The following is a 22,726-nucleotide window of genomic DNA, read 5'->3' on the forward strand; positions in this document are numbered from 1 at the left end:
AGCATTACCAAGTTCCCCCGTGCCTGAGGAGGGGTTGCAGGCCGCCGGTCATCTGGGATTAAGGTGTGCCATGGCACAGCTCGATGCACAGCTTGGTCTCGGGCGACCAATCGCCCCTTGGCCTGAGGGGCCGTAACCTGTTAACAGAGCACAAGTCCGCGAGACGTCGCGGGCTTCATGAAGGGTTTTTGCCATGACGCACATCCGTCCGACCTTAATGGCCGCGCTTGCCGCCGTTGGCATTTTCGCATCCGCTCCTGCCTTTGCGCAGTCGAACGCCTGTCAGGACGGTCAGAAGATCCTGGTCGAGCGCCAGGATCTGGTCAAGCAGATCAACGGCCTGACCGGCGGAGGCAAGAAGAAGCAGATCGATCCCCGCGCCGCCTGCACGGTCTTCGGCAAGCTCGTGACCAACGGGGACGCCGGCCTGAAGTGGATGACCGCGAACAAGGACTGGTGCCAGGTTCCCGATCAGGTGGTGGAGAATTTCCAGCAGGATCATAAGCGCGCCCAGTCCTTCAAGACCCAGGCCTGCGGTGCGGCCGCGAAGATGGCCGAAATGGAAAAGCGCGCCAAGCAGCAGGCCCAGCAGGGCACTCCCGGCCGCATCGGCGGCGGCCTGACCGGTACGCTGAGCGTGCCCAAGGGCGCTCTCTAATCGAGGTCGAGACCGTCATGGAGCGTCCCGGGGCGTCATCCCTTCCCGATGCCGTGCGCGGCCATTGGGCCGACCGGTGGGCCCCGCAGCGCCTGCGCCCTTATCTGCGCCTGGCGCGGATCGAGCGGCCGATCGGCTGGTGGCTGCTGCTGCTTCCCTGCTGGTGGTCCGCGGCCTTGGCGGCCCTCGTAAAGGGGCAGCCCTATCCCGACCCGCTTCATTGCCTCCTCTTCCTGATCGGCGCCGTCGCCATGCGCGGCGCGGGCTGCACCTACAACGACATCGTCGACCGGGATCTCGACCTTCGTGTGGAGCGGACCCGCCAGCGTCCCCTGCCCTCCGGTCAGGTCAGCCTCAAGGGAGCGCTCGCCTTCCTCGGGCTCCAGGGACTCATCGGGCTCCTCGTTCTCCTGCAATTCAATGGCTTCGCCATCCTCACGGGCTTCGGCTCCCTGGCGGTCGTCGCGCTTTATCCCTTCATGAAGCGGTTCTTCTGGATGCCGCAGATCGTGCTGGGGCTCGCCTTTTCCTGGGGCGCCCTGATGGGATGGGCCGCCGCCTTCGGCTCCTTGAGCCTGACCCCGGTCCTGCTCTATCTCGCCAGCATCGCCTGGGTCGTGGGATACGACACCATCTATGCCCTCCAGGATATCGAAGACGACGAGATCGCCGGCATCAAATCCTCCGCCCGCTTCTTCGGCGAGCGCGTGACACTGGGCGTCGGCATCTGCTACGGCCTGACCATCCTGCTCATGACCGCGGCCTTCGTCCAGGCCGGCGTGGGCATCGCCTCCTTCATAGGCCTCGGTCTCTTCGCCCTGCATCTCGGCTGGCAGGTGGCCCGGATCGACAGAGCCGATGGCGCGGGAGCCCTCAGGCTCTTCCGCTCCAACCGCGACGCGGGCCTGATCCTGTTCGCCACCATGATCGTCGACGCCCTTTTCTAGGCGCTCGGTTTCTGGGCCCGGCCGGGCCTTCTTTCGAATGAGGGGTGTGCCGCGAAGGAACAGAGTTTCTTCGCGATCCTCCCTGGTATCCGCCGCCCGGCCTACCCATTTTGAGAAGGATGCTTTCTCCTGTGTCCGATCCCCTGTCACCCCTGGCCGCAGCCGTACGCGATGCGGCGCGCCAGGCCGGAGCCCTCGCCCTCCCTTACTTTCGCGCGGGCGAACAGACGGCTGCGCGGCTCTGGTATAAGGGGCAGAGTTCCCCGGTCACGGAAGCGGACATCGCCCTCGACACCTTTCTGAAGGAGCACCTGACGGGCCTCTTCCCGCAGGCGGGATGGCTGTCGGAAGAGACGGCGGACAATCCCGCCCGACTGAACCGCACCCATGTCTGGGTGGTCGATCCGATCGACGGCACGCGCGCCTTCGCGTCCGGACATCCGGACTGGGCCGTGTCCATTGCCCTCGTGAAGGATGGGACGCCCGTTCTCGGCATTCTGCACGCCCCCGTTCACGATCGTCTCTACGAAGCAAGTCTCGGCGGCGGTGCCTGGTGCAACGGCGAAAGGCTCCGGCTCACCGAGACGCTTCCCGCGGATCCGATGCGCGTGGCGGGCCCCAAACCCCTGGTGGACAGGTTCGAGCGCCAGGTCGGCCCCGTCGAGCGGCTGCCCAAGGTGCCCTCTCTGGCGCTGCGCCTCGCCCGTGTGGCGGACGGCTCGATCGATGTCGGCCTCGTTTCCCACAATTCACAGGACTGGGATATCGCCGCCGCCGATCTCATCCTGCGCGAGGCTGGCGGCCTGCTGACGGATTTCGCTGGTTTGCCACCGACTTACAACCAACCTCAGCCGAAACACGGCGAGATGATTGCCGTTGCGTCACGGTTGCATCCTCGTGCTATTGGAGCCATGAGGACCTGATCAAGGTCGCCTCATGGCGTTATCCCATTCCCGCATCCATTCGGAAGAGTTCTGAAAACATGACCGATACGTCCGGCAAGCAGCTGCTCCATCTGGTTTTCGGCGGTGAGCTCACGAGCCTCGAAACCATCGATTTCAAGGATCTTACCAAGCTCGACATCGTCGGAATCTACCCGAACTACGCCACTGCCCATGCTGCCTGGAAGGCCAAGGCGCAGGCAACGGTCGACAATGCCCAGATGCGCTATTTCATCGTGCATCTGCACCGCCTTCTGGAGCCGCAGGCTTAAGGGCTTCACGGCCAAGATGGGTCTCGTCAAACGCATCGTTCGGTCGCGACCGGTCCAGGAAGCCTTGGGCTTCGTGGTCGCGAGCTATCTGAAATTCGTGCAGCGCACGAACCGGTTCGTCATGGAACCGGCGGATGCCTACGATCGGATCGGCCCCCAGATGCCCGTGATCGCCGCCATGTGGCACGGGCAGCATTTCATGATCCATTTCGCCAAGCGGCCCCAGGACCGGGCGGCGAGCCTCGTCTCCCGCTCCGGTGACGGAGAGTTCAACGCGGTCGCCCTGCGCCATCTCGGCATCAGGGCCATCCGCGGATCGGGTGCGCGCGGCCGCGATATCCGCAAGAAGGGCGGCATTCAGGCCATGCGCGCCATGCTCAAGGCGCTGGCGGGCGGTGAAATGGTGGTGATGACCGCGGACATTCCCAAGATCTCGCGGGTCTGTGGACAGGGCATCGTGACCCTGGCGCAGATGTCCGGCCGCCCCATCGTGCCGGTTGCCGTGGTCACCAGCCGCCGCATTGATTTCGACAGCTGGGACAGGGCCAGCATCGGCCTGCCCTTCGGGCGCGGCGCGATGGTGCTCGGCGAGCCGGTCCATGTCCCGCGGGATGCGGATGCGACCACGCTCGAGGCCCTTCGTCTCCGGGTGGAGCGGGAGCTCGATGCCGTTCACGAGCGCGCCTACGCCCTCGTCGGGTCGCAGGACCCCGGAGCGAAACCATCGCCGGCCTTCGCAGGGGAATCGCACGCGTGAGCACCCCGTTTCTCTTCAGGGCCTACCGCACGGCCACGGCCCTTCTCGAACCCGCCGTCCTCGGACTTCTTCTGTGGCGGCAGCGCAAGGGGCGCGAGGACCGCACGCGCCTGGGCGAGCGCCAGGGCCACCCCAGTCGTCAGAGACCCAAAGGCCATCTGATCTGGGTCCACGGCGCGAGCATCGGCGAGACCCTGTCCCTGCTGCCCGTCGTCGAGCGCCTGACCCAGCGCGGCCTTTCGGTCCTCGTGACCTCCGGAACCCGCACCTCGGCCGCCCTCATCGCACGCCGTCTGCCGCCCGGGGCGCTCCACCAGTTCATGCCTCTCGACGTGCCGCGCTACATGCGGCGCTTCCTCGATCACTGGCGGCCCGATCTCGCTCTCATCGCGGAATCCGAGATCTGGCCGAACACCGTCATGGCCCTCGACGAGCGGCATATTCCGCTCGTCCTGGTCAACGGGCGGATGTCGGACCGGTCCTTCAAGCGCTGGCAGAAATTTCCATCCGTCATCGGAGGGCTGCTGGAGCGCTTCGCCCTGTGCCTCGCCCAAAGCCAGGACGATGCGGCGCGGCTTGCCCAGCTGGGGGCGCCCCGCGTCCTCGTGACCGGCAATCTCAAATTCGACGCCTCCCCTCCTCCGGCCGATCCGCGTGTCGTCGCGCATCTGTCGGGGCTCATCGCGGGCCGTCCCGTCTGGCTCGCCGCCAGCACGCATGCGGGCGAGGAAGGCGTCATCGTCGCGGTGCACCGGGCGCTCGCCAAACGGCACCCGCAGCTGCTCACGATCATCGCGCCGCGCCATCCCCACCGCGGGCCCGAGGTAGCCGCCATCGCCACGCAGGCCGGTCTGCGCGCCGGCCGCCGCTCCGAAGGCATTCACCCCGACCGCGCCACCGACATCTATGTGGCCGACACGGTAGGGGAGATGGGCCTGTTCTACAGATTGTCCCCGATCGTCGTGATGGGCGGCTCCCTGGTCGCTCATGGAGGGCAAAACCCGATCGAGCCCGCCAAGCTCGGCGCGGCCATTCTTCACGGGCCCCATGTCCACAACTTCGACGACGTCTATGCAGCCATCGACGAGGGGCGCGGCGCCCTGATGGTGAAGGACAGCACGGCCCTGGCGCGGGCCGTCAGCGAGCTTCTGAGCAATCCCGCGCTCGCCCGCGACATGGCCCGGGCCGCCGGAGAGGCCGTACAGGCCCTCGGCGGCGCCGTGGAGCGCACCATGCAATCCATCGATCCCTTCATCGCACAGGCCAAGCTCGGGGCGCGACGCTGATGCGTGCGCCAGCCTTCTGGTGGCTGCCCCGCTCCTCCTTCATGGCGAACCTTCTGCGTCCGGCCGCGTCGGTCTACGGTGCCATTGCGGGCCACCGGATGCGGCAGCACGGCGAACGCGCCGCCCTCCCCGTCGTCTGCATCGGCAATTTCACGGCCGGAGGCGCCGGCAAGACGCCCACGGCCCTCGCCGTCGCGGAGATCCTCGACGCGGCGGGCGAAAGCCCCGCCTTCCTGTCGCGCGGATATGGCGGCAATCTTCGCGGCCCAGTGCAGGTGCAGCCGCAACACAAGGCCGGTGACGTGGGGGACGAGCCCCTTCTTCTGGCCGCCATGGCGCCTGCCATCATATCGGCGGACCGTCCGGCGGGCGCACGCCTCGCCCATGAGATCGGAGCCACGGTGCTGATCATGGATGACGGCCTGCAGAATCCGTCGCTCCGGAAGGACTGCACCATCGCGGTCGTCGATGGGGTCACGGGAATCGGCAACGGTTTGCCCCTGCCCGCAGGGCCCTTGCGCGCGCCGATGCCGGCGCAATGGCCCGCCGTCGATGCGGTGCTCGTGATCGGCACCGGCGCGGGCGGGACAAGCGTGGCGGATCTGGCGCATCACTGGGGCAAGCGTGTCTTCAGCGGCCATCTCGCTCCCGGCCGGGCGCTTGCCGACGCGCTCCGGGGTCGGAGGGTCCTGGCCTTTGCGGGCATCGGACGTCCGGAGAAATTCTTCGAAACCTTGCGCGCCTGCGGTGCGATCCTCGAGGAGACGCGCGCCTTTCCGGACCATCACCCCTACACTCTCGCCGATCTCGACGAACTTCGCCGGCAGGCTGCATCCCGCGGGCTTCAGGCCATCACGACCGAGAAGGATTTCGTGCGCATCGCCGGCCTGAACGGCCCGGGAGCCTGGACCGACCTGATGGTTCTGCCCGTGCGGCTTCACCTTCACGACGAGAACGGACTGCGCAATTTCATCCTGCGCAAGATCGGCGACAGGCGCCTGTCGCGTCCTTGAGCGACGGAAACGTCAGCCTTTCCCAGGAAGCGTCTTCCCGGTGATGCGCATCATCACCACCTCGGGCGAGGCATAAGCTTCCTGCAGCTCCACGCTCCAGTACTTCAGTTCGTCGAGGGGAATGGGCTTGCCGGTCACGGCGCAGCGCACGAACGCTCCGGGCTTTATGATCCGCAGGTTGCTGTCGAGATATTGCACGACGGCCTCACCGCCACCGCGCTCGTGCTTGTTCATCATTCCCGGCCATCGCAGGTTCGCAGACACTTTATAAGGATAAGGGCGCGAGGTGCACGGTTTTCAATGCCGACGCGCCGCAGGTTCGACGGATGCGCTAGAACAACGCGCCCTGCTCTTCCTTCGCGACGAGCTTGGGCTTCACCGGCTTCGGGCGGGAACCGATGCGCCCGCCCGTGGCCTCGACCTGACCGTCGGCGAATTCGAGCACGAGAGGCTGCCCGTCGAGCACCGCATCCGCCGTGCGCAGGGGCTGCCCCTCCGCGTCGCGCACGAGCGCGTAGCCGCGCTGGAGCACGGATTTGTAGTTCAGGCTGTCGAAGAGCTTCGACACCGCGTTCAGCCGGTCTGCCTTTCGCGTAATCTGCCCTTTGAGCGCAGGCGCCAGGCGTTCGGCCACGCGCCGCACGAGTTCGGAGGATTGCGCGATGCGCGTGCGCTCGGCGCGCAGCAGGGTCTCCCGCGAGACGACCAGACGGCGGTCGAGCTGCTTGAGGGTCTCCTTGCGCAACGTCACCAAACGGCAGACCGCGTTGTAGGGGCGCGAGCCGATTGCATCGAGCTTGGCCCGCATGCGCGCCACGTTCGCCACCGGAGAGACATGCGCGAGCTGGCGCGCGGCTTTCAACAGCCGCTCCTCGTGTCCGCGCGCATTGCGGGCGAGGGCCGGATAGAGCCTCGCCGCGGCGAGATCCAGCCGCTGGCGCTTCGGCGAGAACAGGGCCTCGGGCGTCGGCAGGGCGCGGGCCGTCGCGCGAAGATCGGAACGGCGGCGCTCGACGAGGCGCAGCATCGTCTCCGTATGGCGGCGGGCGAGGTCGTTGACGCTGGCCGCGAGCTCGACGCGCACCGGCACGACCATTTCCGCCGCGCCCGTCGGGGTCGGCGCCCGCACGTCCGCGGCGTAGTCGATGAGGGTCGTATCGGTTTCGTGCCCCACCGCCGAGACGAGCGGAATCTCGCTCTCGGCCGCGGCCCTCACGACGATCTCTTCGTTGAAGCCCCAAAGGTCCTCGATGGAGCCGCCGCCCCGTGCGACGATGAGCACATCGGGACGCGGAATCCTGCCGCCAGGATCCAGGGCATTGAAGCCGCGGATGGCGGCCGCCACCTCCGCCGCGCAGGTCTCGCCCTGCACGCGCACGGGCCAGACCAGCACATGGCGCGGGAAACGATCCTCCAGCCGATGGAGGATGTCCCGGATCACGGCACCCGTGGGCGAGGTCACGACGCCAATCACCCGGGGCAGGAACGGCAGGCGCCGCTTGCGCTCGGCCGTGAAGAGGCCTTCGGCGGTCAGCTTGCGGCGACGCTCCTCCAGCAACGCCATGAGCGCGCCGATGCCGGCGGGCTCCAGGCTGTCGACGACGATCTGGTATTTGGAAGAGCCCGGAAAGGTGGTGATGCGCCCGATGGCGATGACCTCCATCCCCTCCTCAGGGCGGATCTTGAGCTTGGCGAAGGAGCCCTTCCAGATCACCGCGTCGATGCGGGCGTTCTGATCCTTCAGGCAGAAATAGGCATGCCCCGACGAATGGGGCCCGCGATAGCCCGACACTTCACCCCGCAGGCGGACAAAACCGAACGCATCCTCAAGGGTGCGCTTGAGAGCGCCCGCGAGATCCGAAACGGACCATTCCTGGGCATTGGAGGGAGCTTTTGCTGCGAACATGAGGAGAACCTAGTCGCTCCACCCCTCCTCTGCCAAGGCCGCGGGCCGGGCCCGGAACCGGCAATCCTCATGGAATTCCCGATTGTCCACTGCCGGAACGACGCAGAGCCTTCGCCGCCGGGACCATGAGCCTGCGCCCGGAAACGGCCTCGCCAGGACGGGCGAACGGCCTTCGGGCGGCCCGCGCCTCCGGCGGCCCCGAACGATGCGCCAGCCTCAAGCGACACACCGAATGGATCCCAAAAGTGGGTTCCGCTTTCGAGTCCGATGCTCTAAGAGCCCAGACGTCTTCACAGAGGGCTTACAGCCATGAACATCCTTCTCATCGGTTCGGGCGGCCGCGAGCACGCCCTGGCGCGCTCCCTGTCGGCCAGCGCCCTCTGCCAGCGCCTTTTCATCGCTCCCGGCAATCCGGGCACCGCGAAACACGGCACCAACGTCACCCTCGACGTGACCGACCACGCGGCAGTGATCGATTTCTGCCGGGTGATGGCCATCGGCTTCGTCGTGGTGGGGCCGGAAGCTCCCCTGGTGGCCGGGCTCGTGGACGACCTGACCGCCGCCGGCATCAAGACCTTCGGGCCCAGCAAGGCGGCCGCCCAGCTCGAGGGCTCGAAGGCCTTCACCAAGGATCTGTGCGCCGAGTTCGGCATCCCCACCGCGGCCTACCGGCGCTTCACGGACGCGCAGACCGCCAAGACCTATATCCGCAGCTACGGCGTTCCCATCGTGGTGAAGGCGGACGGCCTTGCCGCCGGCAAGGGCGTGGTGGTGGCGACCTCCTTCGAGGAGGCGGAGGCCGCCATCGACATGATGATCGGCGGGGGCCTCGGTGCGGCCGGGGCCGAGGTGGTGATCGAGGCCTTCCTCGAAGGCGAGGAAGCGAGCTTCTTCGCGCTGTGCGACGGCACCAACGCAGTTCCCTTCGGCACGGCGCAGGATCACAAGCGCGTGTTCGACCGCGATGAGGGACCGAATACGGGCGGCATGGGCGCCTATTCGCCCGCGGCGGTTCTCACGCCCGAGCTGCAGGCGCGCGTCATGCGCGAGATCATCGGACCCACGCTCGAAGGCATGGCCTCGCGCGGAGCGCCCTACAAGGGCATTCTCTATGCGGGCCTTATGCTTACTGCCGAGGGGCCGCAGCTCATCGAGTACAATGCGCGCCTCGGCGATCCCGAGACCCAGGTGCTGCTGCCGCGCCTCACATCCGATCTCGCGGAGGCGTTTCTCGCCGCCTGCGACGGCAGGCTCGACACCGTGTCCCTTCACTGGTCGGACAAGGCTGCGCTCACGGTCGTCATGGCGGCGAAAGGCTATCCCGGCGCCGTCGAGAAGGGCTCCGAGATCCGGGGCATCGACAAGGCCGAAGCGCTCGACGGCGTCATCGTCTTCCACGCCGGCACGAAGCAGGACGGCGACCGGATCCTCGCCAATGGCGGGCGCGTGCTGAACGTCACCGCGCTCGGCGAAACGATCACGCAGGCGCAGGCGAAGGCCTACGAAGCCGTCTCCAGGATCGACTGGCCGGAGGGCTTCTGCCGCCGCGATATCGGCTGGCGCGCGGTGGAGCGCGAGCGGGGCTGACAAACCGCTGAGCTCCCCTGGCGCATCCTGCGGACCCGGCGGGCCGCGCTAGCAAAAAGTGGAGTCCACTTTTGGGTTCGATGCTCTAGGTTCGGAAAGACCACATCCCTGCAATCCCTGCACCAGTGAGCGGCCTTTCCATGAGCGACGATCTCTTCCCCGGTTTCGAGAGTCACTGGATCGATACGGAGATCGGACGGATCTTCGCGCGCTCGAAGGGCGATGGCCCGCCGCTGGTGCTGCTGCACGGATTTCCGCAGACGCACGCCATGTGGCACCACCTGGCGCCGACCCTCGCCGAGACGCACAGGGTCGTGTGCATGGATCTGCGCGGCTATGGCTGGTCGAAGGCGCCGAGGGGCGACGAGAGGCACGAGACCTATTCCAAGCGCGCCATGGGAGAGGACGTCATCCGCGTCATGGGAGCCTTGGGCCACGTGCGTTTTTCCGTCATCGGCCACGATCGCGGCGCGCGCGTGGGTTATCGCCTGGCGCTCGACCATCCCGGCCGCGTGGAACGCCTCGCCCTTCTCGACATCCTGCCGACCTATCACATGTGGGAGCAGATGCGCTCAGGGGCCATGCCCGAGGCGCATTGGGGCTATCTCTCGCAAGCCTATCCGAAGCCGGAAGAGGACATCGCCCGCGATCCCATCCCCTATTTCGAGGGTCTGATGAAGGCCTGGTCCGCGGCGGGCGACCTCAGCGCCTTCGATCCCCGCGCCCTCGAATCCTACCGGCAGAGCTGCAACGACCCGACCCGCATCCATGCCTTCTGCGAGGATTACAGGGCCGGCGCCACGCGCGATCTCGAAGCCGACGAGGCGGATCTCGCGGCGGGCCGGACGATCCAGTGTCCGACCTGCCTGATCTGGAGCGATTACGAGTTCGTCAGCGGCCCCGTCGGGGATGAGAAGCAGCCGCTGGAGGTCTGGCGCCAGAGCTTCGCCCCCAAGGCGCACGGCACCGGCGTCACCTCGGGCCACTTCGTGGCGGAGGAGAACCCGAGCGCGACCCTGGAGGCGCTGCAGGATTTTCTGGGATAGTCACCACGCATCGAGCGATATAGAATATCGCTCGATGCGAAAGTTCATCCGCTTCATCCTTTGCTTGGCCGTGGTGATGGCTATGGCCGCAGGGCTCGGCGCGGTTTACGTCATTCTCTACGAGCCCAGCCGCACGGTCCATCCGATGCGTGGCATCGATGTGTCCCACCATCAAAAGGAAATCGATTGGCGGAAGGTGGCACGCGATGACGTCGCCTTCGCGTTCATCAAGGCCTCGGAAGGCGGCGATTACCGCGACACGCGATTTGCCGCGAACTGGAGAGAAGCTCAGGCAGCCGGTCTGAAAGTCGGTGCTTATCACTTCTTCACCTTCTGCCGCCCCGGCCGCGATCAAGCCAGGAACTTCCTTGACGCGCTCGGGCAGGACAAAGGTTCGCTCCCGGCAGCTCTCGACCTTGAGTTTGGCGGGAATTGCGCCACGAAGCCGGAGCCCTCCGCAATCCGAGCCGAGATCGACAGCTTTCTTGCGGCGGTCGAGGAGCAGACCGGCAGGCCCGCCATTCTCTATGTCACGCCCGAATTCTGGGACGCCTACAAGGACATCCTGCCCCGAAGGCCGCTCTGGGTCCGCTCGCTTTTCAGGCGCCCCGATGACGAGCAATGGAGCGTCTGGCAATATCACAATGCAGGCAGCGTCGACGGCATCGTTGGGCAGGTCGATCTGAATGTCATTCGCGACATGGCAGTGCTCACCCGCTAACGAGCCGCAGGATTTCCTGAGGTCCTGAGAATCAATCCCGCGTCTCGTCGGAGCTCACAGGTTACGCGACTCCTTCGTCATTCCCGGCCATGGCGGAACGGGAGCGTGACGAATAAGGGAAACCCTATCGCCTCTCCTCGAAGAACGCCTTGAGCAGGGCCGCCGCCTCGCTTTCGCGAATGCCGCCATAGACCTCCGGCGCGTGGTGGCAGGTCGGCTGGTCGAAGAAGCGGACGCCGTGGTCCACCGCGCCGCCCTTCGGATCGGGCGCGGCGTAATAGACCCGCCGGATGCGCGCGAAGGAGATCGCGCCCGCGCACATGGTGCAGGGTTCGAGCGTCACGTAGAGATCGCAGCCGGAGAGCCGCTCGTCGTCCAGCGCCTCGCAGGCGCGGCGGATGGCGAGCATCTCCGCATGGGCGGACGGATCCCGCAGCTCCCGGGGGCGGTTGCCCGCCGAGGCGACGACGCGGCCGTCCTTGACGATAGCGGCCCCGACGGGCACCTCCCCGCGCGCGGCGGCGGCGCGGGCCTCCTCGAAGGCCGCGCTCATCGGATCCCCCCTCGCCGGATCGGATGGATTGCGATCGTCGTTATCCATGTCTCTCGCTTCTGTTTCTTTCCTCTGCTATCAGGCTCCCATGACCGACAGCAACGACGATAATCGCAAGGGCCGTTCCTCGGGACGCTCCGACCGTGGCCGCACCACCGGTGACCGGCCCTTCCGCAAACCCCGCGAAGGCGGCGAGCGCCCCTTCCGCGCACGGGGCGAGGACGAGCGTCCCCGCAAGCCCCGCGCCGCGGGCGACAAGCCTTTCCGCAGCCGCGACAATGACGAGCGCCCGCGCCGCCCCCGGCCGGAAGGCGACAAGCCCTTCCGCAGCCGCGACAACGACGAGCGCCCGCGCCGCCCCCGGCCGGAAGGCGACAAGCCCTTCCGAGCCCGCCGCGAGGATGGTGACCGCCCCTTCCGGGGCCGTGGCGGCGAGGATCGCCCGCGCCGCTTCGACCGTTCCGCCGAGGAGCGCCCCCACCGCAGGCGTGAGGAGCAGCGCCCGGAGGTTTCGAGCGAGGCCGCACAGGAGCCAGCCGAGGACCGCATCGCCAAGGTGATCGCCCGTGCGGGCATCGCCTCCCGGCGCGACGCGGAGGCGATGATCGCGGAAGGCCGCGTCACCCTCAACGGCCAGGTTCTGGAGAGCCCCGCCGTCAACGTGACGGCCGCCGACATGATCACCGTGGACGGGGAGCCCCTGCCCACCAAGGAGCGCACGCGCCTGTGGCTCTACCACAAGCCGCGCGGCCTCGTGACCACGGCGCGCGACCCGGAAGGGCGAGCCACCGTGTTCGACAACCTGCCCGAGGACCTGCCCCGCGTGGTGGCGGTGGGCCGGCTCGACATCAACACCGAAGGCCTGCTGCTGCTCACCAATGACGGCGGCCTCGCCCGCGTGATCGCCCATCCCGATACCGGCTGGCTGCGCCGCTACAAGGTGCGCGCCCACGGCGAGATCACGCAGGCCGATCTCGACGGGCTTCGCGACGGCATCACCATCGACGGCATTGAATACGGTCCCGTCGAGGCGCGCCTCGACCGCATGCAGGGCGACAACGTGTGGATCACGATGGGCCTGCGCGAAGGCAAGAACCGCGAGATCAAGCGCATCCTCGAACATCTCGGCATGCAGGTGAACCGCCTGATCCGCATGTCCTTCGGCCCGTTCCAGCTCGGCGATCTCGAGCAGGGCCTGGTCGAGGAAGTGAAGACGAAGGTGCTCAAGGATCAACTCGGCGACGCTCTCGCGGCCGAGGCGGGCGTCGATTTCGAAAGCCCGGTGCGCGAGCCCATCGCGCCCTTCGGCTCCCCGGCGAAGGAGCGCAAGTTCCGCGAGGATCGCGACGAGCGCCCCGCCCGCTTCGGTCGCGGCGGCGATGACCGCCCGCGCCGTGGTCCCCCGCGCGGCGACGACGAGAGGCCTTTCCGCGCACGCGGGGGCGACCGCTTCGAGCGCGAAGAGGAAGAGCCCAAGAAGCGTCCCTCGCGCCTCGACGTGAAGAAGAGCGTCTGGCGCGCGGGCGAGACCGAGGAGGATGCGCCGCGCAAGCGCGTGCCGCGACGCGGCGCCGACCCGCGCGAGGCGCGCGTCGCCAGCGCGGAGCGCCAGCGCGAGCGCGTCGGCGCCATCGCCTCGCCGGAAGGCCGCAAGGTCGTGGTGGAGCGCATGGTCCGCCAGCCGCAGGAGGAAGAGGCTCCGGCAGCCCGCGGAGGCCGCGGCGCCTCCCGTGGCGAGGAGCGTCCCCGTCGCCGCGACGACCGCGACGCGGCGCCGTCCCGCTTCAAGCGCGAGGGAGGCGCAGGCCGTCCCCGTCGCGATGACGACGAGCGTCCGCGCCGTGCGGGGGGCGAGCGCCCGTTCCGCTCCCGCGAGGGCGGCGAGGATCGTCCGCGCAAGCCCTATGGAGAGCGCCCCTTCCGGGCCCGCGACGAAGGCGGCGACGACCGCCCGCGCCGTGGTCCCCCGCGTGGCGACGGCCCCTCGCGGGGCGGACCGCGCGGCGGCGGAGGCTTCAAAGGCGGCCCTCGCGGAGCCTCCAAGGGCGGCTTCAAGAAAGGCCCCGGCGGCGGATCCAAGGGCGGCCCGCGCGGCCGTCGCTGATGAGGTTTAGATCATGAGAATCGTGGGCGGGCGCTGGCGCGGCCGCTCGCTCAAGGGGCCGAGCTCGGACGCCATCCGCCCGACTTCGGACCGCCTGCGCGAGACGCTCTTCAACATCCTTCAGCACGGCTACGACGACCCGGTGGAAGGCGCGCGCGTGCTCGACCTGTTCGCGGGCACCGGCGCCATGGGGCTCGAGGCCCTCTCGCGCGGTGCAGCCTTCGCGCTCTTCGTCGACGACGGCGCGCAGGCGCGGGGCCTCATCCGCGAGAACGTGGAAGCTTTAGGCGCCGGCGGCGCGACGCGCCTCTTCCGACGCGACGCGACACGCATGGGCGAGGCCGCGCCCAATGCTCCCTTCTCGGTCGTCTTCTGCGATCCGCCCTATGGCAAGGACCTTGCGCCCAAAGCCCTGCGCGCCTGCGCCGAAGGCGGCTGGCTGACGCCCGGCGCGCTCGTCGTGGTGGAGGAAGCGCAAGGCGTCGAGGTCAGCCTGCCGGACGGCTTCGAGGAGATCGAGCGGCGGGATTACGGAGAGACCAAGGTGCTGTTCGGGCGGTTCAGCGGGTAACCATCCCGCTGCCATCCCGGGCCTGCGAAGCAGAGCTCGGGATCCATCACCCCCGACATCGCCCTATTTGCCCCCGCACCGCACGCCCGCTATACCGCCTCTTCCCGCTCCTCGCGTATGAAAGGCCTCCCATGAAAGCCGTTCTCTTCGAGCAATTCGGCCAGCCGCCCCGCGTTCAGACCGTGCCCGATCCGGCGCCGTCGGCCGAAGGCGTGGTGATCAAGGTGGAGGCGACGGGATTGTGCCGGAGCGACTGGCACGGCTGGATGGGGCACGATCCCGACGTGGTGCTGCCCCATGTGCCGGGCCATGAACTGGCGGGCACCGTCCTCGCCACCGGGAAGCAGGTGACCCGATGGAAGAAGGGCGACCGCGTCACGGTGCCGTTCGTCGGCGGATGCGGCCATTGCTTCGAGTGCAATTCCGGCAACCATCAGGTCTGCGAGCACCAATTCCAGCCGGGCTTCACGGCTTGGGGATCCTTCGCCGAATACGTGGCGGTCGATTACGCGGACACGAACCTCGTGGCGCTCCCTGAGAGCCTCGATTTCGAAACCGCCGCGAGCCTCGGCTGCCGCTTCGTGACCTCGTTCCGGGCCATCGTCGACCAGGGGCGCGTCGGACCGGGAGACTGGGTTGCCGTGCATGGCTGCGGCGGCGTCGGGCTGTCGGCGATCATGATCGCGGCCGCCATGGGGGCGAATGTCATCGCCATCGACCTCACGCAGGAGAAGCTCGACTTCGCAAGGCAGATGGGCGCGGTCGCGACCATCAACGCCCGCGAGGTCGCCGATGTGGTCGAGGCGGTGCGGGAGATCACGAAGGGCGGCGCGCATGTCTCCATCGACGCGCTCGGCCATCCGGCCACGTGCTTCAATTCCATCGCGAACCTGCGCCGCCGCGGGCGCCATGTGCAGATCGGCCTCATGCTGGGCGATCACGCCCGGCCGCAGATCCCGATGGATCGCGTGATCGGCTGGGAGCTGGAAATCCTCGGCAGCCACGGCATGCAGGCCTTCCGCTATCAGGCCATGATGAGCATGATCGAGACGGGCAAGCTCCTGCCGCACAAGCTCGTCGGCAAGAGGATCAGCCTGGAGGACGCCCCTGCCGCCCTCATGAACATGGACCGATTCGAGGGCCTCGGCATCAGCGTCATCACGCAGTTCTAAAGACATCGCTCGCGCAGCTCGGACGTGAACCGCGTGAGCGATGCTCCAGTGCTATTGTTTGGGCAACGCGTAGGCGATCACGTAATCGCCCGCCTTCGTGCCGAGCGAACCGTGTCCGCCCGCGACGACCAGCAGATATTGCCGCCCGTCCGCGCCGGTATAGGTCATGGGCGTCGCCTGCCCGCCCGCGGGCAGACGGTCCTCCCACAACTGCCGGCCGGTCGAGACGTCGTAGCCGCGGATGAAATAGTCGATGGTGCCCGACAGGAAGGCGACGCCGCCTGCGGTCATGATCGGCCCGCCGAGATTGGGCACGCCGAGCGGCAGCGGCAGCGGAACGGGGGCGGCGTCTCGCGTGGTGCCGTTCTTGTGCTTCCAGACGATTCTGCCCGTCGTGAGATCGGCGGCCGCCACATAGCCCCATGGCGGGGCCTGGCATGGAATGCCGAGGGGCGACGTGAAGGCATAGAGCTTCACGGCGAAAGGCGCGCCGAAATTCTCGTTGAGCGCCGGCAGGCTTCCTTCGGGGCGCTGGCTGCCCTGGACGTAGAGCGTCTTGTCGTTCTGGCGCGGAACGAGCCGCGACACGAACGCGAGATAGGTCGGCGTCGTGAAGGCGATCTGACGCTGCGGATCGACCGCGACGCTGCCCCAGTTGAAGACGCCGAAGTTGCCCGGATAGATCAGCGAGCCCTGGAGCGAGGGCGGCGTGTAGCGGCCCTCGTAGCGCAGCTTCTTGAACGCGATGCGGCAAGCGAGCTGATCGAACAGCGTCGCGCCCCACATGTCGCTCTCCTTCAGCGGCGGCGGATCGTAGGACAGGGCCGAGACCGGCTGCGTCGGCGCCGTTCTGTCGCCCTGCGCGGCGCCTTGCGGCGCAGGCTTTTCGGTGACGGGAAGCACGGGCTGTCCTGTACGCCGGTCGAGCACGTAGAGCTCGCCCTGCTTCGTCGGTTGCACGAGCGCGGGAACGTTCTGCCCGCCGATCGTCAGGTCGATGAGACTCGGCTGCGAGGGCACGTCGTAATCCCACAGGTCGTGATGCACGGTCTGGAAGACCCAGCGCAGCTGCCCGGTCGCGATGTCGAGCGCCACCACCGACGACGAGAAGCGCTCCACGTTCTCGCTGCGGTTGCCGCCCCATTGGTCGGGCGGCTGGTTGCCGAGCGGCACGTAGATCAGGCCGAGATCCTCGTCGACGCTGGAGATGGACCAGCTGTTCGGAGAGTTCGGCACATAGGTCTCGTCGGGCGCGATCGGCGTGGTGACGTCGGGCTTGCCCGAATCCCAGTTCCACACGAGAGCCCCGGTGTTGACGTCGAAGGCGCGGATGACGCCGGACTGCTCGGCGGTCGACACGTTGTCGAGAACCGTGCCGCCGACGACGATGACGCCCCGCGCCACCACGGGCGGCGACGTGGAATAATAGGCGCCCGGATTCACGTTCGGCATGTTGCGCCAGAGATTGATCTGCCCCGTCCCTCCGCCGAAGCTCGCGCAGACGGCGCCGGTGTCGGGATTGATGGCGATCAGACGGCCGTCGGCGGTCGGCATGAAGAGCTTCGCGTTGCATTCCGGCACCGTCTGTGCGCCTGCGGCCGCGGCGACCGGCAGATCGGGCACGGGCTTCGCCTGCCCGTCCTGCGGGGCCGCAGGCGCGGCCGCCGTCGCGCCGTCGCCGGGATAGTAGGATAGCCCGCGGCAGGTGAGATGCTGAAGCGCAAGCTCCCCGCGCACCTTCGGCTCGTAGCGCCAGATCTGCTGTCCGGTCGTCGCGTCGAGAGCGATGACGTCCTGATGCGGCGTGCACAGGAAAAGCCTGTTGCCGATCTTGAGAGGCGTCGCCTGAAATGTCGTCTCCTCGGGATCGCCCGGACGGCCGCGGATATCGCCCGTGCGATAGGTCCAGGCGACCTTGAGATTGGAGACGTTGGCGGGGGTGATCTGGTTCAGGGGTGAGTAGCGCTGCCCGTATCCGGTGCGCCCATAGGCGTGCCATTCGCCGGCCGGCACGCCGAGCGCATCGGGAGGAACCTGGGCGCGCGCATCGGGAGCGGCGCCTTCGATCGTGCGGTGATCGACGAACCAGGAGGCGACCGCGACCACGAGGGAGAGGCCGAGAATTGCGCTCAGCGGCAATCCCGCGCCGCGAAAGGCCGGCACCCGCGCCGGGATGGCGCGTTCGATCCCGTACGGCTCGGTCCTGAGGGCGCGCCTCACCCACGGCGTCAGCAGGAAGAGGCCGACCAGAAAGACCAGGCCGCCGCGCGCGCCGAGGGGCCACCAGTCGAGTCCGACCTCCCACAAGGCCCAGAGCAGCGTGCCCGCGACGACGATCGCATAGACCCAAAGAGCCGAAGGCCGCGCGATGACGAGGAGATAGGCCGTCACCAGAAAGCCGAGGCCCGCGAGACAATAGTACCAGGAGCCGCCGAGGCTGATCAGCCAGATGCCGCCCGCTCCCAGCGCCAATCCCATCAGCGCGATGACGATGCCTGTTCCGAGAAGAACAGGGCTCCACGACAACTTGTTCATGAGGTCCTCTGACAGGCCGATCGGGCACCCGCTAAAGCATCGGACGCAAAAGTGGGGCCCGGTTTTGCGCGAAAGGATGCTCGAAACCACAAAGGGCAAGGCATCGGACGTGAGATCGAGCACGCGTCCGATGCCTTAACGCCGGCTCCTAGGAATTGTTCACACATGGCCGAGCTTTTCCGGCCAAGTCACCGTCGCCGAGCCGAATTCCGGCCTCTCTCGACACAGCGATGCTCCCTGTGCCAGCCTGCCTGGCCGAAAATCTCCTGGAGGAAGCCATGGCCTATAAGCCCGCCGACAACCGTTACGACGAGATGATCTACAATCGCTGCGGACGAAGCGGCTTGAAGCTGCCGGCGATCTCGCTGGGGCTGTGGCACAATTTCGGAGAGGACAAATCGGCCGCGACCGCGCGGGAGATCTGCCGGACCGCCTTCGACCTGGGCATCACGCATTTCGACCTCGCCAACAATTACGGACCCCCTCCCGGCTCGGCCGAGACGCTGTTCGGAGAAATCCTGCGCAGCGAGTTCCACGGATTGCGCGACGAACTCGTGATCTCCACCAAGGCAGGCTACCGCATGTGGCCGGGCCCTTACGGCGAATGGGGCAGCCGCAAATATCTTCTCTCCAGCCTCGACCAGAGCCTCAGGCGCATGGGGCTCGACTATGTCGACATCTTCTATTCGCACCGCTTCGATCCGGAGACGCCGCTGGAGGAAACCATGATGGCGCTCGACTCCGCCGTGCGGCAGGGAAAGGCGCTCTATGTCGGCCTGTCTTCCTACAACGCGCAGCGCACTCGCGAAGCATTGGCCATTCTCCGCGAGCTCAAGACGCCCTGCATCATCCATCAGCCGAGCTATTCCATGCTCAACCGCTGGATCGAGGAGGACGGCCTTCTCGATGCGCTCGACGATCTCGGCATGGGCTCCATCGTGTTCTCGCCGCTGGCGCAAGGCATGCTGACCACGAAATATCTCGACGGCATTCCCGACAGCAGCAGAGCCGCGGCCGGCAAGTCGCTCAGGACGAGTTTTCTGAACGATGAGAACCTGTCGCGGATCCGCAGCCTCAACGACATCGCCGCGCGGCGCGGGCAAACGCTCGCGCAGATGGCCTTGGCCTGGGTCCTCCGCGGCGGACGCGTCACCTCCGCGCTGATCGGCGCGAGCCGCCCCGAACAGGTGGAGGATTGCGTCGGAGCGCTCAGGAATCCCACATTCACCCCGGATGAGCTTGCGGAGATCGACCGCTACGCCATGGAGGGCGGCCTCAATATCTGGGCGGCATCGTCGGAACGCACCGGCCCGGCGCGCTGAAGGCGTCCCCGTTCCGCAACGACTTGCGCCGCCGGGCGCTGTGCAGTGGATCGGCAGAGCGCCCATTCTTTCCTCATGGAATGAACGGGGACGCGGCATCTCCGCTCCTCGACTGCGTTGACGCCTCCGGCCTGCGCAGTACCATCGGGATGTCGCTGCGAGCTCTCGCACGCGGCCCACGCCCTGGACGCGGGATCAGCCTCTCGCAGCCAGGGCGCCCATTCTTGAACGTGTCATCGTGCCGTCACCTGATGCCGTTAGCGGTTTTCGCGTGGGGGCACACGGGATGGGCTTCACGGATGAACTGAGGCTCATCCCGCCTCCACGGCCCTGCGACGATCAAAGAGAGCGACAGAGGATGAAACCCGACGAACCGACCTCCTGCCCCAAATGGTTCCCGTTCCTTCTGATGGGGATGGGCTTCGTAGGGATCTTTGCACGTCAGGTCCTGATCTAAGCTGCTTAGACTTTTCCGGGAAACAGCGCTTGTTTTTGGCTTCGCCCCATTTGCGGACGGCGGGCCGGAGCCGCTTCGTCGAAACCGGCGCTACAGCGTCGGATGTGACATCGGACCGACATCCGATGCAGTCAGCCTCTGTTTTTGAGCATCTTTTCACGCAAAACCGGTTTCCACTTTGGCGTTCGATGCTCGAGGTTTCTGAGCAGTACCTCAAGTCAACGTCAGCGCTCCACGGCCCCCGTCGGTTATCAAAGGGCCGCGCCCTCCTCTCGTGTCATCCTCGCGCAGGTGGAGGCCCATATCCGCCGACGCCTCAGGAAAGAACACAGCGGCAACCGCTCGCTTCATTCTGTGCCGCCCCATCTGTTGGACGAATGTCCTATGGAATTACCCGAAAGGGGGATTGGAAAATAGTTAACGCAACATTAAGACGAGGCGTGGCGTTAACCATTCCAGCAGGTCGGGCCTATGGGCACTCGCAGCCGTATCGACAATCGCCGACAGGCCCGGCGCTTTCGCACGCAGCATCTCGCCAAGATCGTGCTAGGGCCCGATTCCATGATTTCCTGCCGGATCGAAGATATCTCGACCGGCGGCGCGAGAATTGCCCTCGATCAGAACACGGAACTGCCTGACGACTTCGAGATCTTCATCGCCGCCCACGACCTCCAGGTCCACCGGGCGCGCTTGTGCTGGCGCCACAGCGACTCCCTCGGCGTCCATTTCGTGCGCTCGACGGACCGGGCGGACGGTCGTCTGCAGCACATCGCCCATGCCCCCGGCTCGTTTCAGGACGAGTTCGACAGGGTGCGTGTCGAGGTGGAGCGCGATCCCGCGAGGCCGGCAAAGGTGCTGCACGGCGTCGCCTAGAGCAGCGCATCGTCGGACGCGGGAAACGGCTAGCGCCGCCCGAACAATCGCTCGATGTCGCTGAGCTTCAGCTCCACGTAGGTGGGCCGCCCGTGGTTGCACTGGCCGGAAAGCGGCGTGGCCTCCATCTCGCGGAGCAACGCGTTCATCTCTTCGGGCCGCATGCGCCGTCCCGCCCTAATGGAGCCGTGGCAGGACATGCGCGAGAGCACCCCGTCGAGCCGCTCCTCGAGCGGATTGGCGGCCCCTTGTCCCCATTCCGCGAGCGCATCCGCCACGTCCTGCACGAGCGCCTTGATCCGCCCACCCGCGAGGGCCGATGGCACTTCGCGCACGAGCAAGGCCCCGTGTCCGAATGGCTCGACGGCAAGGCCGAGGCCTTCCAGCATGGGGGCCTCCGCGAGCACCCGATCCGCATCGACCGGATCGAGTTCGACAACCTCGGGGATCAGCAGCAACTGGCGCGCGATGCCCGAGGATGCCCGCTCGCGCTTCAGGCGCTCGTAGACGAGGCGCTCATGCGCGGCATGCTGATCGACGATGACGATGCCGTCCTGCGTCTGCGCGACGATGTAGGTGCCGTGCACCTGCGCGCGCGCGGCGCCGAGGGGAGACGCCTCCGTCTCCGGCTCGATGTCGGTGAGCGTCGCGCGGCTGTCGGCAGAGGGAGCCGCGAGATCGGGTAGGCTCGCCTGCGTCTCCGCGAGCCCGGGAGCGGACGCAAATGCGTGCGGAGCGGGGTCGAGCGGCGCCTGCCAATGGGCGAAGCCGCTCGACGGGCGAATGACGGAAGGCCGGTGATGGCCATAGGCCGGGCGCGACGACAGCACGCCCTGCGGACGCAGGCTCTCCAGCGTGCGCGCGCCGACGGTCGAGGACGCGCGCATGGAAAAGCGCGTGATCGCCTCCTTGATGGCCGCCACCACGAAGCCGCGCACGAAGGCGGGGTCGCGAAAACGCACTTCGGTTTTGGCCGGATGCACATTCACGTCCACCGCGCGCGGATCGAGATCGATCATCATGGCGAGAACCGGATGGCGGTCGGAGGCCATCACGTCGGCATAGGCGCCCCGCACGGCGCCGAGCAGGAGCTTGTCGCGCACGGGCCGCCCGTTCACGACGAAATGAACCGCGGTGGAGGTGCCGCGATGATAGGTCGGAAGGCTCGCGAAACCCGTGAGCCGCACGCCCTCGCGCTCGACGCCGATCGTCATGGCGTTCTCGTTGAAGTCGGAGCCGAGAACGCGGGAAAGGCGGCGCAGGAACCCATGCTCGCCGGGTTCCTCCGGCGGATAGGTGAAGGACGTGATGTGCTCCCCGGACAGGGTGAAGCGCACGGTCGGATGCGCGATGGCGAGGCGCTTGACGATCTCCGCGACGGCCTGCGCCTCGGAGCGGTCGCTCTTCAGGAACTTGAGGCGCGCGGGCGTGGCGGCGAACAGATCCGTCACCTCGACGCGCGTGCCCTTGGGGGCCGGCGCGGGCCGCACGGGATGCTTCACGCCGCCCTCGACCACGATCATGGAACCGGTCTCCGCCTCCTTCGTGCGCGTCGTGATGGATAAGCGGGCCACCGCGCCGATGGACGGCAGAGCCTCGCCCCGGAAGCCCAGCGTGTTGATGGAAAACAGATCGCCGTCCGGCAGCTTGGAGGTGGCATGGCGCTCGACGGCGAGTTCGAGATCCCCCGGCGTCATGCCCTGCCCGTCGTCGACGATGCGGATCAGGCGGCGGCCACCGGCCTCGACGGCGATCTCGATGGAGCCCGCGCCCGCATCGACGGCGTTCTCGACGAGCTCCTTCACGGCGGCCGCAGGACGCTCGACAACCTCGCCCGCGGCGATGCGGTCGACGAGAATGGGATCGAGGCGGCGGACGAGCATGAGGCCCTTCACGTTCGAGGGAATCGGAAAAGACAAAGATAGGGGGCGAGGATTTCCAACGCCAGCAGCCGCGACGTTATTCCCCTGACGATTGAACGGTTCGGACGCGCCATCCTGTGCCG

General features: G+C 67.2%; 20 protein-coding genes. 15 read left to right on the forward strand and 5 right to left on the reverse strand.

Annotated elements, in window-relative coordinates; all coding sequences use genetic code 11:
* The first annotated feature begins 193 nt into the window (after positions 1-193).
* The 7 genes from AB8841_RS25350 to lpxK all read left to right on the forward strand — a co-directional run bounded on the left by AB8841_RS25350 (position 194) and on the right by lpxK (position 5,874).
* Positions 194-658 (forward strand): hypothetical protein, encoded by a 465-nt coding sequence (locus tag AB8841_RS25350; protein WP_370438525.1) that lies wholly within the window; start codon positions 194-196, stop codon positions 656-658.
* Between the two features lie 17 nt (positions 659-675).
* A complete protein-coding gene (gene ubiA / locus AB8841_RS25355) occupies positions 676-1,605 on the forward strand; it encodes a 4-hydroxybenzoate octaprenyltransferase (protein ID WP_370438526.1) in 930 nt (309 codons plus the stop codon).
* 119 nt (positions 1,606-1,724) lie between these two features.
* Complete coding sequence (locus tag AB8841_RS25360; protein WP_370438527.1) at positions 1,725-2,528, forward strand: inositol monophosphatase; 804 nt, start codon at positions 1,725-1,727, stop codon at positions 2,526-2,528.
* A 59-nt stretch (positions 2,529-2,587) separates the two neighbouring features.
* Positions 2,588-2,818: a DUF4170 domain-containing protein gene (locus AB8841_RS25365; protein ID WP_370438528.1), complete on the forward strand. Its 231-nt coding sequence runs from the start codon at positions 2,588-2,590 to the stop codon at positions 2,816-2,818.
* A gap of 16 nt (positions 2,819-2,834) precedes the next feature.
* Positions 2,835-3,575: a lysophospholipid acyltransferase family protein gene (locus AB8841_RS25370; RefSeq protein ID WP_370438529.1), complete on the forward strand. Its 741-nt coding sequence runs from the start codon at positions 2,835-2,837 to the stop codon at positions 3,573-3,575.
* Positions 3,572-4,861 carry a 3-deoxy-D-manno-octulosonic acid transferase gene (locus AB8841_RS25375; RefSeq protein ID WP_370438530.1) on the forward strand — a complete coding sequence of 430 codons (1,290 nt, stop codon included), beginning with the start codon at positions 3,572-3,574 and terminating at the stop codon, positions 4,859-4,861. Before AB8841_RS25370 ends, AB8841_RS25375 begins: the two co-directional genes overlap by 4 nt.
* A complete protein-coding gene (gene lpxK, locus AB8841_RS25380) occupies positions 4,861-5,874 on the forward strand; it encodes a tetraacyldisaccharide 4'-kinase (protein ID WP_370438531.1) in 1,014 nt (337 codons plus the stop codon). Before AB8841_RS25375 ends, lpxK begins: the two co-directional genes overlap by 1 nt.
* Positions 5,875-5,886: 12 nt before the next feature.
* On the opposite strand, the gene AB8841_RS25385 is transcribed toward lpxK, so the two are convergent.
* Together AB8841_RS25385 and xseA are read right to left on the reverse strand one after the other, a co-directional pair.
* Positions 5,887-6,111, reverse strand: coding sequence for a DUF2093 domain-containing protein (locus AB8841_RS25385; RefSeq protein WP_370438532.1), 225 nt, complete (start codon positions 6,109-6,111; stop codon positions 5,887-5,889).
* A gap of 94 nt (positions 6,112-6,205) precedes the next feature.
* Positions 6,206-7,780, reverse strand: a complete 1,575-nt coding sequence (gene xseA, locus AB8841_RS25390; RefSeq protein WP_370438533.1) for an exodeoxyribonuclease VII large subunit — start codon at positions 7,778-7,780, stop codon at positions 6,206-6,208.
* 309 nt (positions 7,781-8,089) lie between these two features.
* Here xseA and purD point away from each other — a divergent pair, with 309 nt between their 5' ends.
* The 3 genes from purD (at position 8,090) to AB8841_RS25405 (ending at position 11,134) form a co-directional block, all read left to right on the forward strand.
* Positions 8,090-9,367 (forward strand): phosphoribosylamine--glycine ligase, encoded by a 1,278-nt coding sequence (gene purD / locus AB8841_RS25395; RefSeq protein WP_370438534.1) that lies wholly within the window; start codon positions 8,090-8,092, stop codon positions 9,365-9,367.
* A 140-nt stretch (positions 9,368-9,507) separates the two neighbouring features.
* Positions 9,508-10,413: an alpha/beta fold hydrolase gene (locus AB8841_RS25400; RefSeq protein ID WP_370438535.1), complete on the forward strand. Its 906-nt coding sequence runs from the start codon at positions 9,508-9,510 to the stop codon at positions 10,411-10,413.
* Between the two features lie 34 nt (positions 10,414-10,447).
* The gene (locus AB8841_RS25405) at positions 10,448-11,134 is read left to right on the forward strand and encodes a GH25 family lysozyme (RefSeq protein WP_370438536.1); all 687 of its coding nucleotides are present in this window, start codon (positions 10,448-10,450) and stop codon (positions 11,132-11,134) included.
* Positions 11,135-11,258: 124 nt separating this feature from the next.
* Here AB8841_RS25405 and AB8841_RS25410 read toward each other — a convergent pair whose 3' ends face one another.
* Positions 11,259-11,735, reverse strand: coding sequence for a nucleoside deaminase (locus tag AB8841_RS25410; protein WP_370438537.1), 477 nt, complete (start codon positions 11,733-11,735; stop codon positions 11,259-11,261).
* A gap of 40 nt (positions 11,736-11,775) precedes the next feature.
* On the opposite strand from AB8841_RS25410, the gene AB8841_RS25415 reads away from it, so the two are divergent.
* The 3 genes from AB8841_RS25415 to AB8841_RS25425 all read left to right on the forward strand — a co-directional run bounded on the left by AB8841_RS25415 (position 11,776) and on the right by AB8841_RS25425 (position 15,534).
* The gene (locus tag AB8841_RS25415; protein WP_370438538.1) at positions 11,776-13,791 is read left to right on the forward strand and encodes a pseudouridine synthase; all 2,016 of its coding nucleotides are present in this window, start codon (positions 11,776-11,778) and stop codon (positions 13,789-13,791) included.
* Positions 13,792-13,804: 13 nt separating this feature from the next.
* Positions 13,805-14,362 carry a 16S rRNA (guanine(966)-N(2))-methyltransferase RsmD gene (gene rsmD / locus AB8841_RS25420; RefSeq protein WP_370438539.1) on the forward strand — a complete coding sequence of 186 codons (558 nt, stop codon included), beginning with the start codon at positions 13,805-13,807 and terminating at the stop codon, positions 14,360-14,362.
* Positions 14,363-14,493: 131 nt separating this feature from the next.
* Positions 14,494-15,534: a zinc-dependent alcohol dehydrogenase family protein gene (locus AB8841_RS25425; RefSeq protein WP_370438540.1), complete on the forward strand. Its 1,041-nt coding sequence runs from the start codon at positions 14,494-14,496 to the stop codon at positions 15,532-15,534.
* 51 nt (positions 15,535-15,585) lie between these two features.
* Here the strand turns inward: AB8841_RS25425 and AB8841_RS25430 are convergent, their stop codons facing one another.
* On the reverse strand, positions 15,586-18,069 hold the full coding sequence (locus AB8841_RS25430; protein WP_370438541.1) for a glucose/quinate/shikimate family membrane-bound PQQ-dependent dehydrogenase: 2,484 nt from the start codon (positions 18,067-18,069) through the stop codon (positions 15,586-15,588).
* Between the two features lie 278 nt (positions 18,070-18,347).
* On the opposite strand from AB8841_RS25430, the gene mgrA reads away from it, so the two are divergent.
* Positions 18,348-19,391, forward strand: coding sequence for an L-glyceraldehyde 3-phosphate reductase (gene mgrA, locus AB8841_RS25435; RefSeq protein ID WP_370438542.1), 1,044 nt, complete (start codon positions 18,348-18,350; stop codon positions 19,389-19,391).
* Positions 19,392-20,319: 928 nt separating this feature from the next.
* The gene (locus AB8841_RS25440) at positions 20,320-20,721 is read left to right on the forward strand and encodes a PilZ domain-containing protein (protein WP_370438543.1); all 402 of its coding nucleotides are present in this window, start codon (positions 20,320-20,322) and stop codon (positions 20,719-20,721) included.
* A gap of 29 nt (positions 20,722-20,750) precedes the next feature.
* On the opposite strand, the gene mutL is transcribed toward AB8841_RS25440, so the two are convergent.
* Entirely contained in the window at positions 20,751-22,604 is a 1,854-nt protein-coding gene (gene mutL / locus AB8841_RS25445) for a DNA mismatch repair endonuclease MutL (protein ID WP_370438544.1), read from the reverse strand.
* Between the last annotated feature and the right edge of the window lie 122 nt (positions 22,605-22,726).

The sequence above is a fragment of the Microvirga sp. TS319 genome (assembly GCF_041276405.1).
Classification (GTDB): domain Bacteria; phylum Pseudomonadota; class Alphaproteobacteria; order Rhizobiales; family Beijerinckiaceae; genus Microvirga.

Coding starts and splice junctions, on each gene's coding strand:
- xseA (WP_370438533.1), bottom strand. CDS start 7,780: ATGTTCGCAGCAAAAGCTCCCTCCAATGCCCAGGAATGGTCCGTTTCG.
- lpxK (WP_370438531.1), top strand. CDS start 4,861: ATGCGTGCGCCAGCCTTCTGGTGGCTGCCCCGCTCCTCCTTCATGGCG.
- purD (WP_370438534.1), top strand. CDS start 8,090: ATGAACATCCTTCTCATCGGTTCGGGCGGCCGCGAGCACGCCCTGGCG.
- rsmD (WP_370438539.1), top strand. CDS start 13,805: ATGAGAATCGTGGGCGGGCGCTGGCGCGGCCGCTCGCTCAAGGGGCCG.
- ubiA (WP_370438526.1), top strand. CDS start 676: ATGGAGCGTCCCGGGGCGTCATCCCTTCCCGATGCCGTGCGCGGCCAT.
- AB8841_RS25405 (WP_370438536.1), top strand. CDS start 10,448: ATGCGAAAGTTCATCCGCTTCATCCTTTGCTTGGCCGTGGTGATGGCT.
- AB8841_RS25400 (WP_370438535.1), top strand. CDS start 9,508: ATGAGCGACGATCTCTTCCCCGGTTTCGAGAGTCACTGGATCGATACG.
- AB8841_RS25360 (WP_370438527.1), top strand. CDS start 1,725: ATGCTTTCTCCTGTGTCCGATCCCCTGTCACCCCTGGCCGCAGCCGTA.
- AB8841_RS25385 (WP_370438532.1), bottom strand. CDS start 6,111: ATGATGAACAAGCACGAGCGCGGTGGCGGTGAGGCCGTCGTGCAATAT.
- AB8841_RS25410 (WP_370438537.1), bottom strand. CDS start 11,735: ATGGATAACGACGATCGCAATCCATCCGATCCGGCGAGGGGGGATCCG.
- mutL (WP_370438544.1), bottom strand. CDS start 22,604: ATGCTCGTCCGCCGCCTCGATCCCATTCTCGTCGACCGCATCGCCGCG.
- AB8841_RS25425 (WP_370438540.1), top strand. CDS start 14,494: ATGAAAGCCGTTCTCTTCGAGCAATTCGGCCAGCCGCCCCGCGTTCAG.
- AB8841_RS25440 (WP_370438543.1), top strand. CDS start 20,320: ATGGGCACTCGCAGCCGTATCGACAATCGCCGACAGGCCCGGCGCTTT.
- AB8841_RS25350 (WP_370438525.1), top strand. CDS start 194: ATGACGCACATCCGTCCGACCTTAATGGCCGCGCTTGCCGCCGTTGGC.
- AB8841_RS25430 (WP_370438541.1), bottom strand. CDS start 18,069: ATGAACAAGTTGTCGTGGAGCCCTGTTCTTCTCGGAACAGGCATCGTC.
- AB8841_RS25415 (WP_370438538.1), top strand. CDS start 11,776: ATGACCGACAGCAACGACGATAATCGCAAGGGCCGTTCCTCGGGACGC.
- AB8841_RS25365 (WP_370438528.1), top strand. CDS start 2,588: ATGACCGATACGTCCGGCAAGCAGCTGCTCCATCTGGTTTTCGGCGGT.
- mgrA (WP_370438542.1), top strand. CDS start 18,348: ATGGCCTATAAGCCCGCCGACAACCGTTACGACGAGATGATCTACAAT.
- AB8841_RS25370 (WP_370438529.1), top strand. CDS start 2,835: ATGGGTCTCGTCAAACGCATCGTTCGGTCGCGACCGGTCCAGGAAGCC.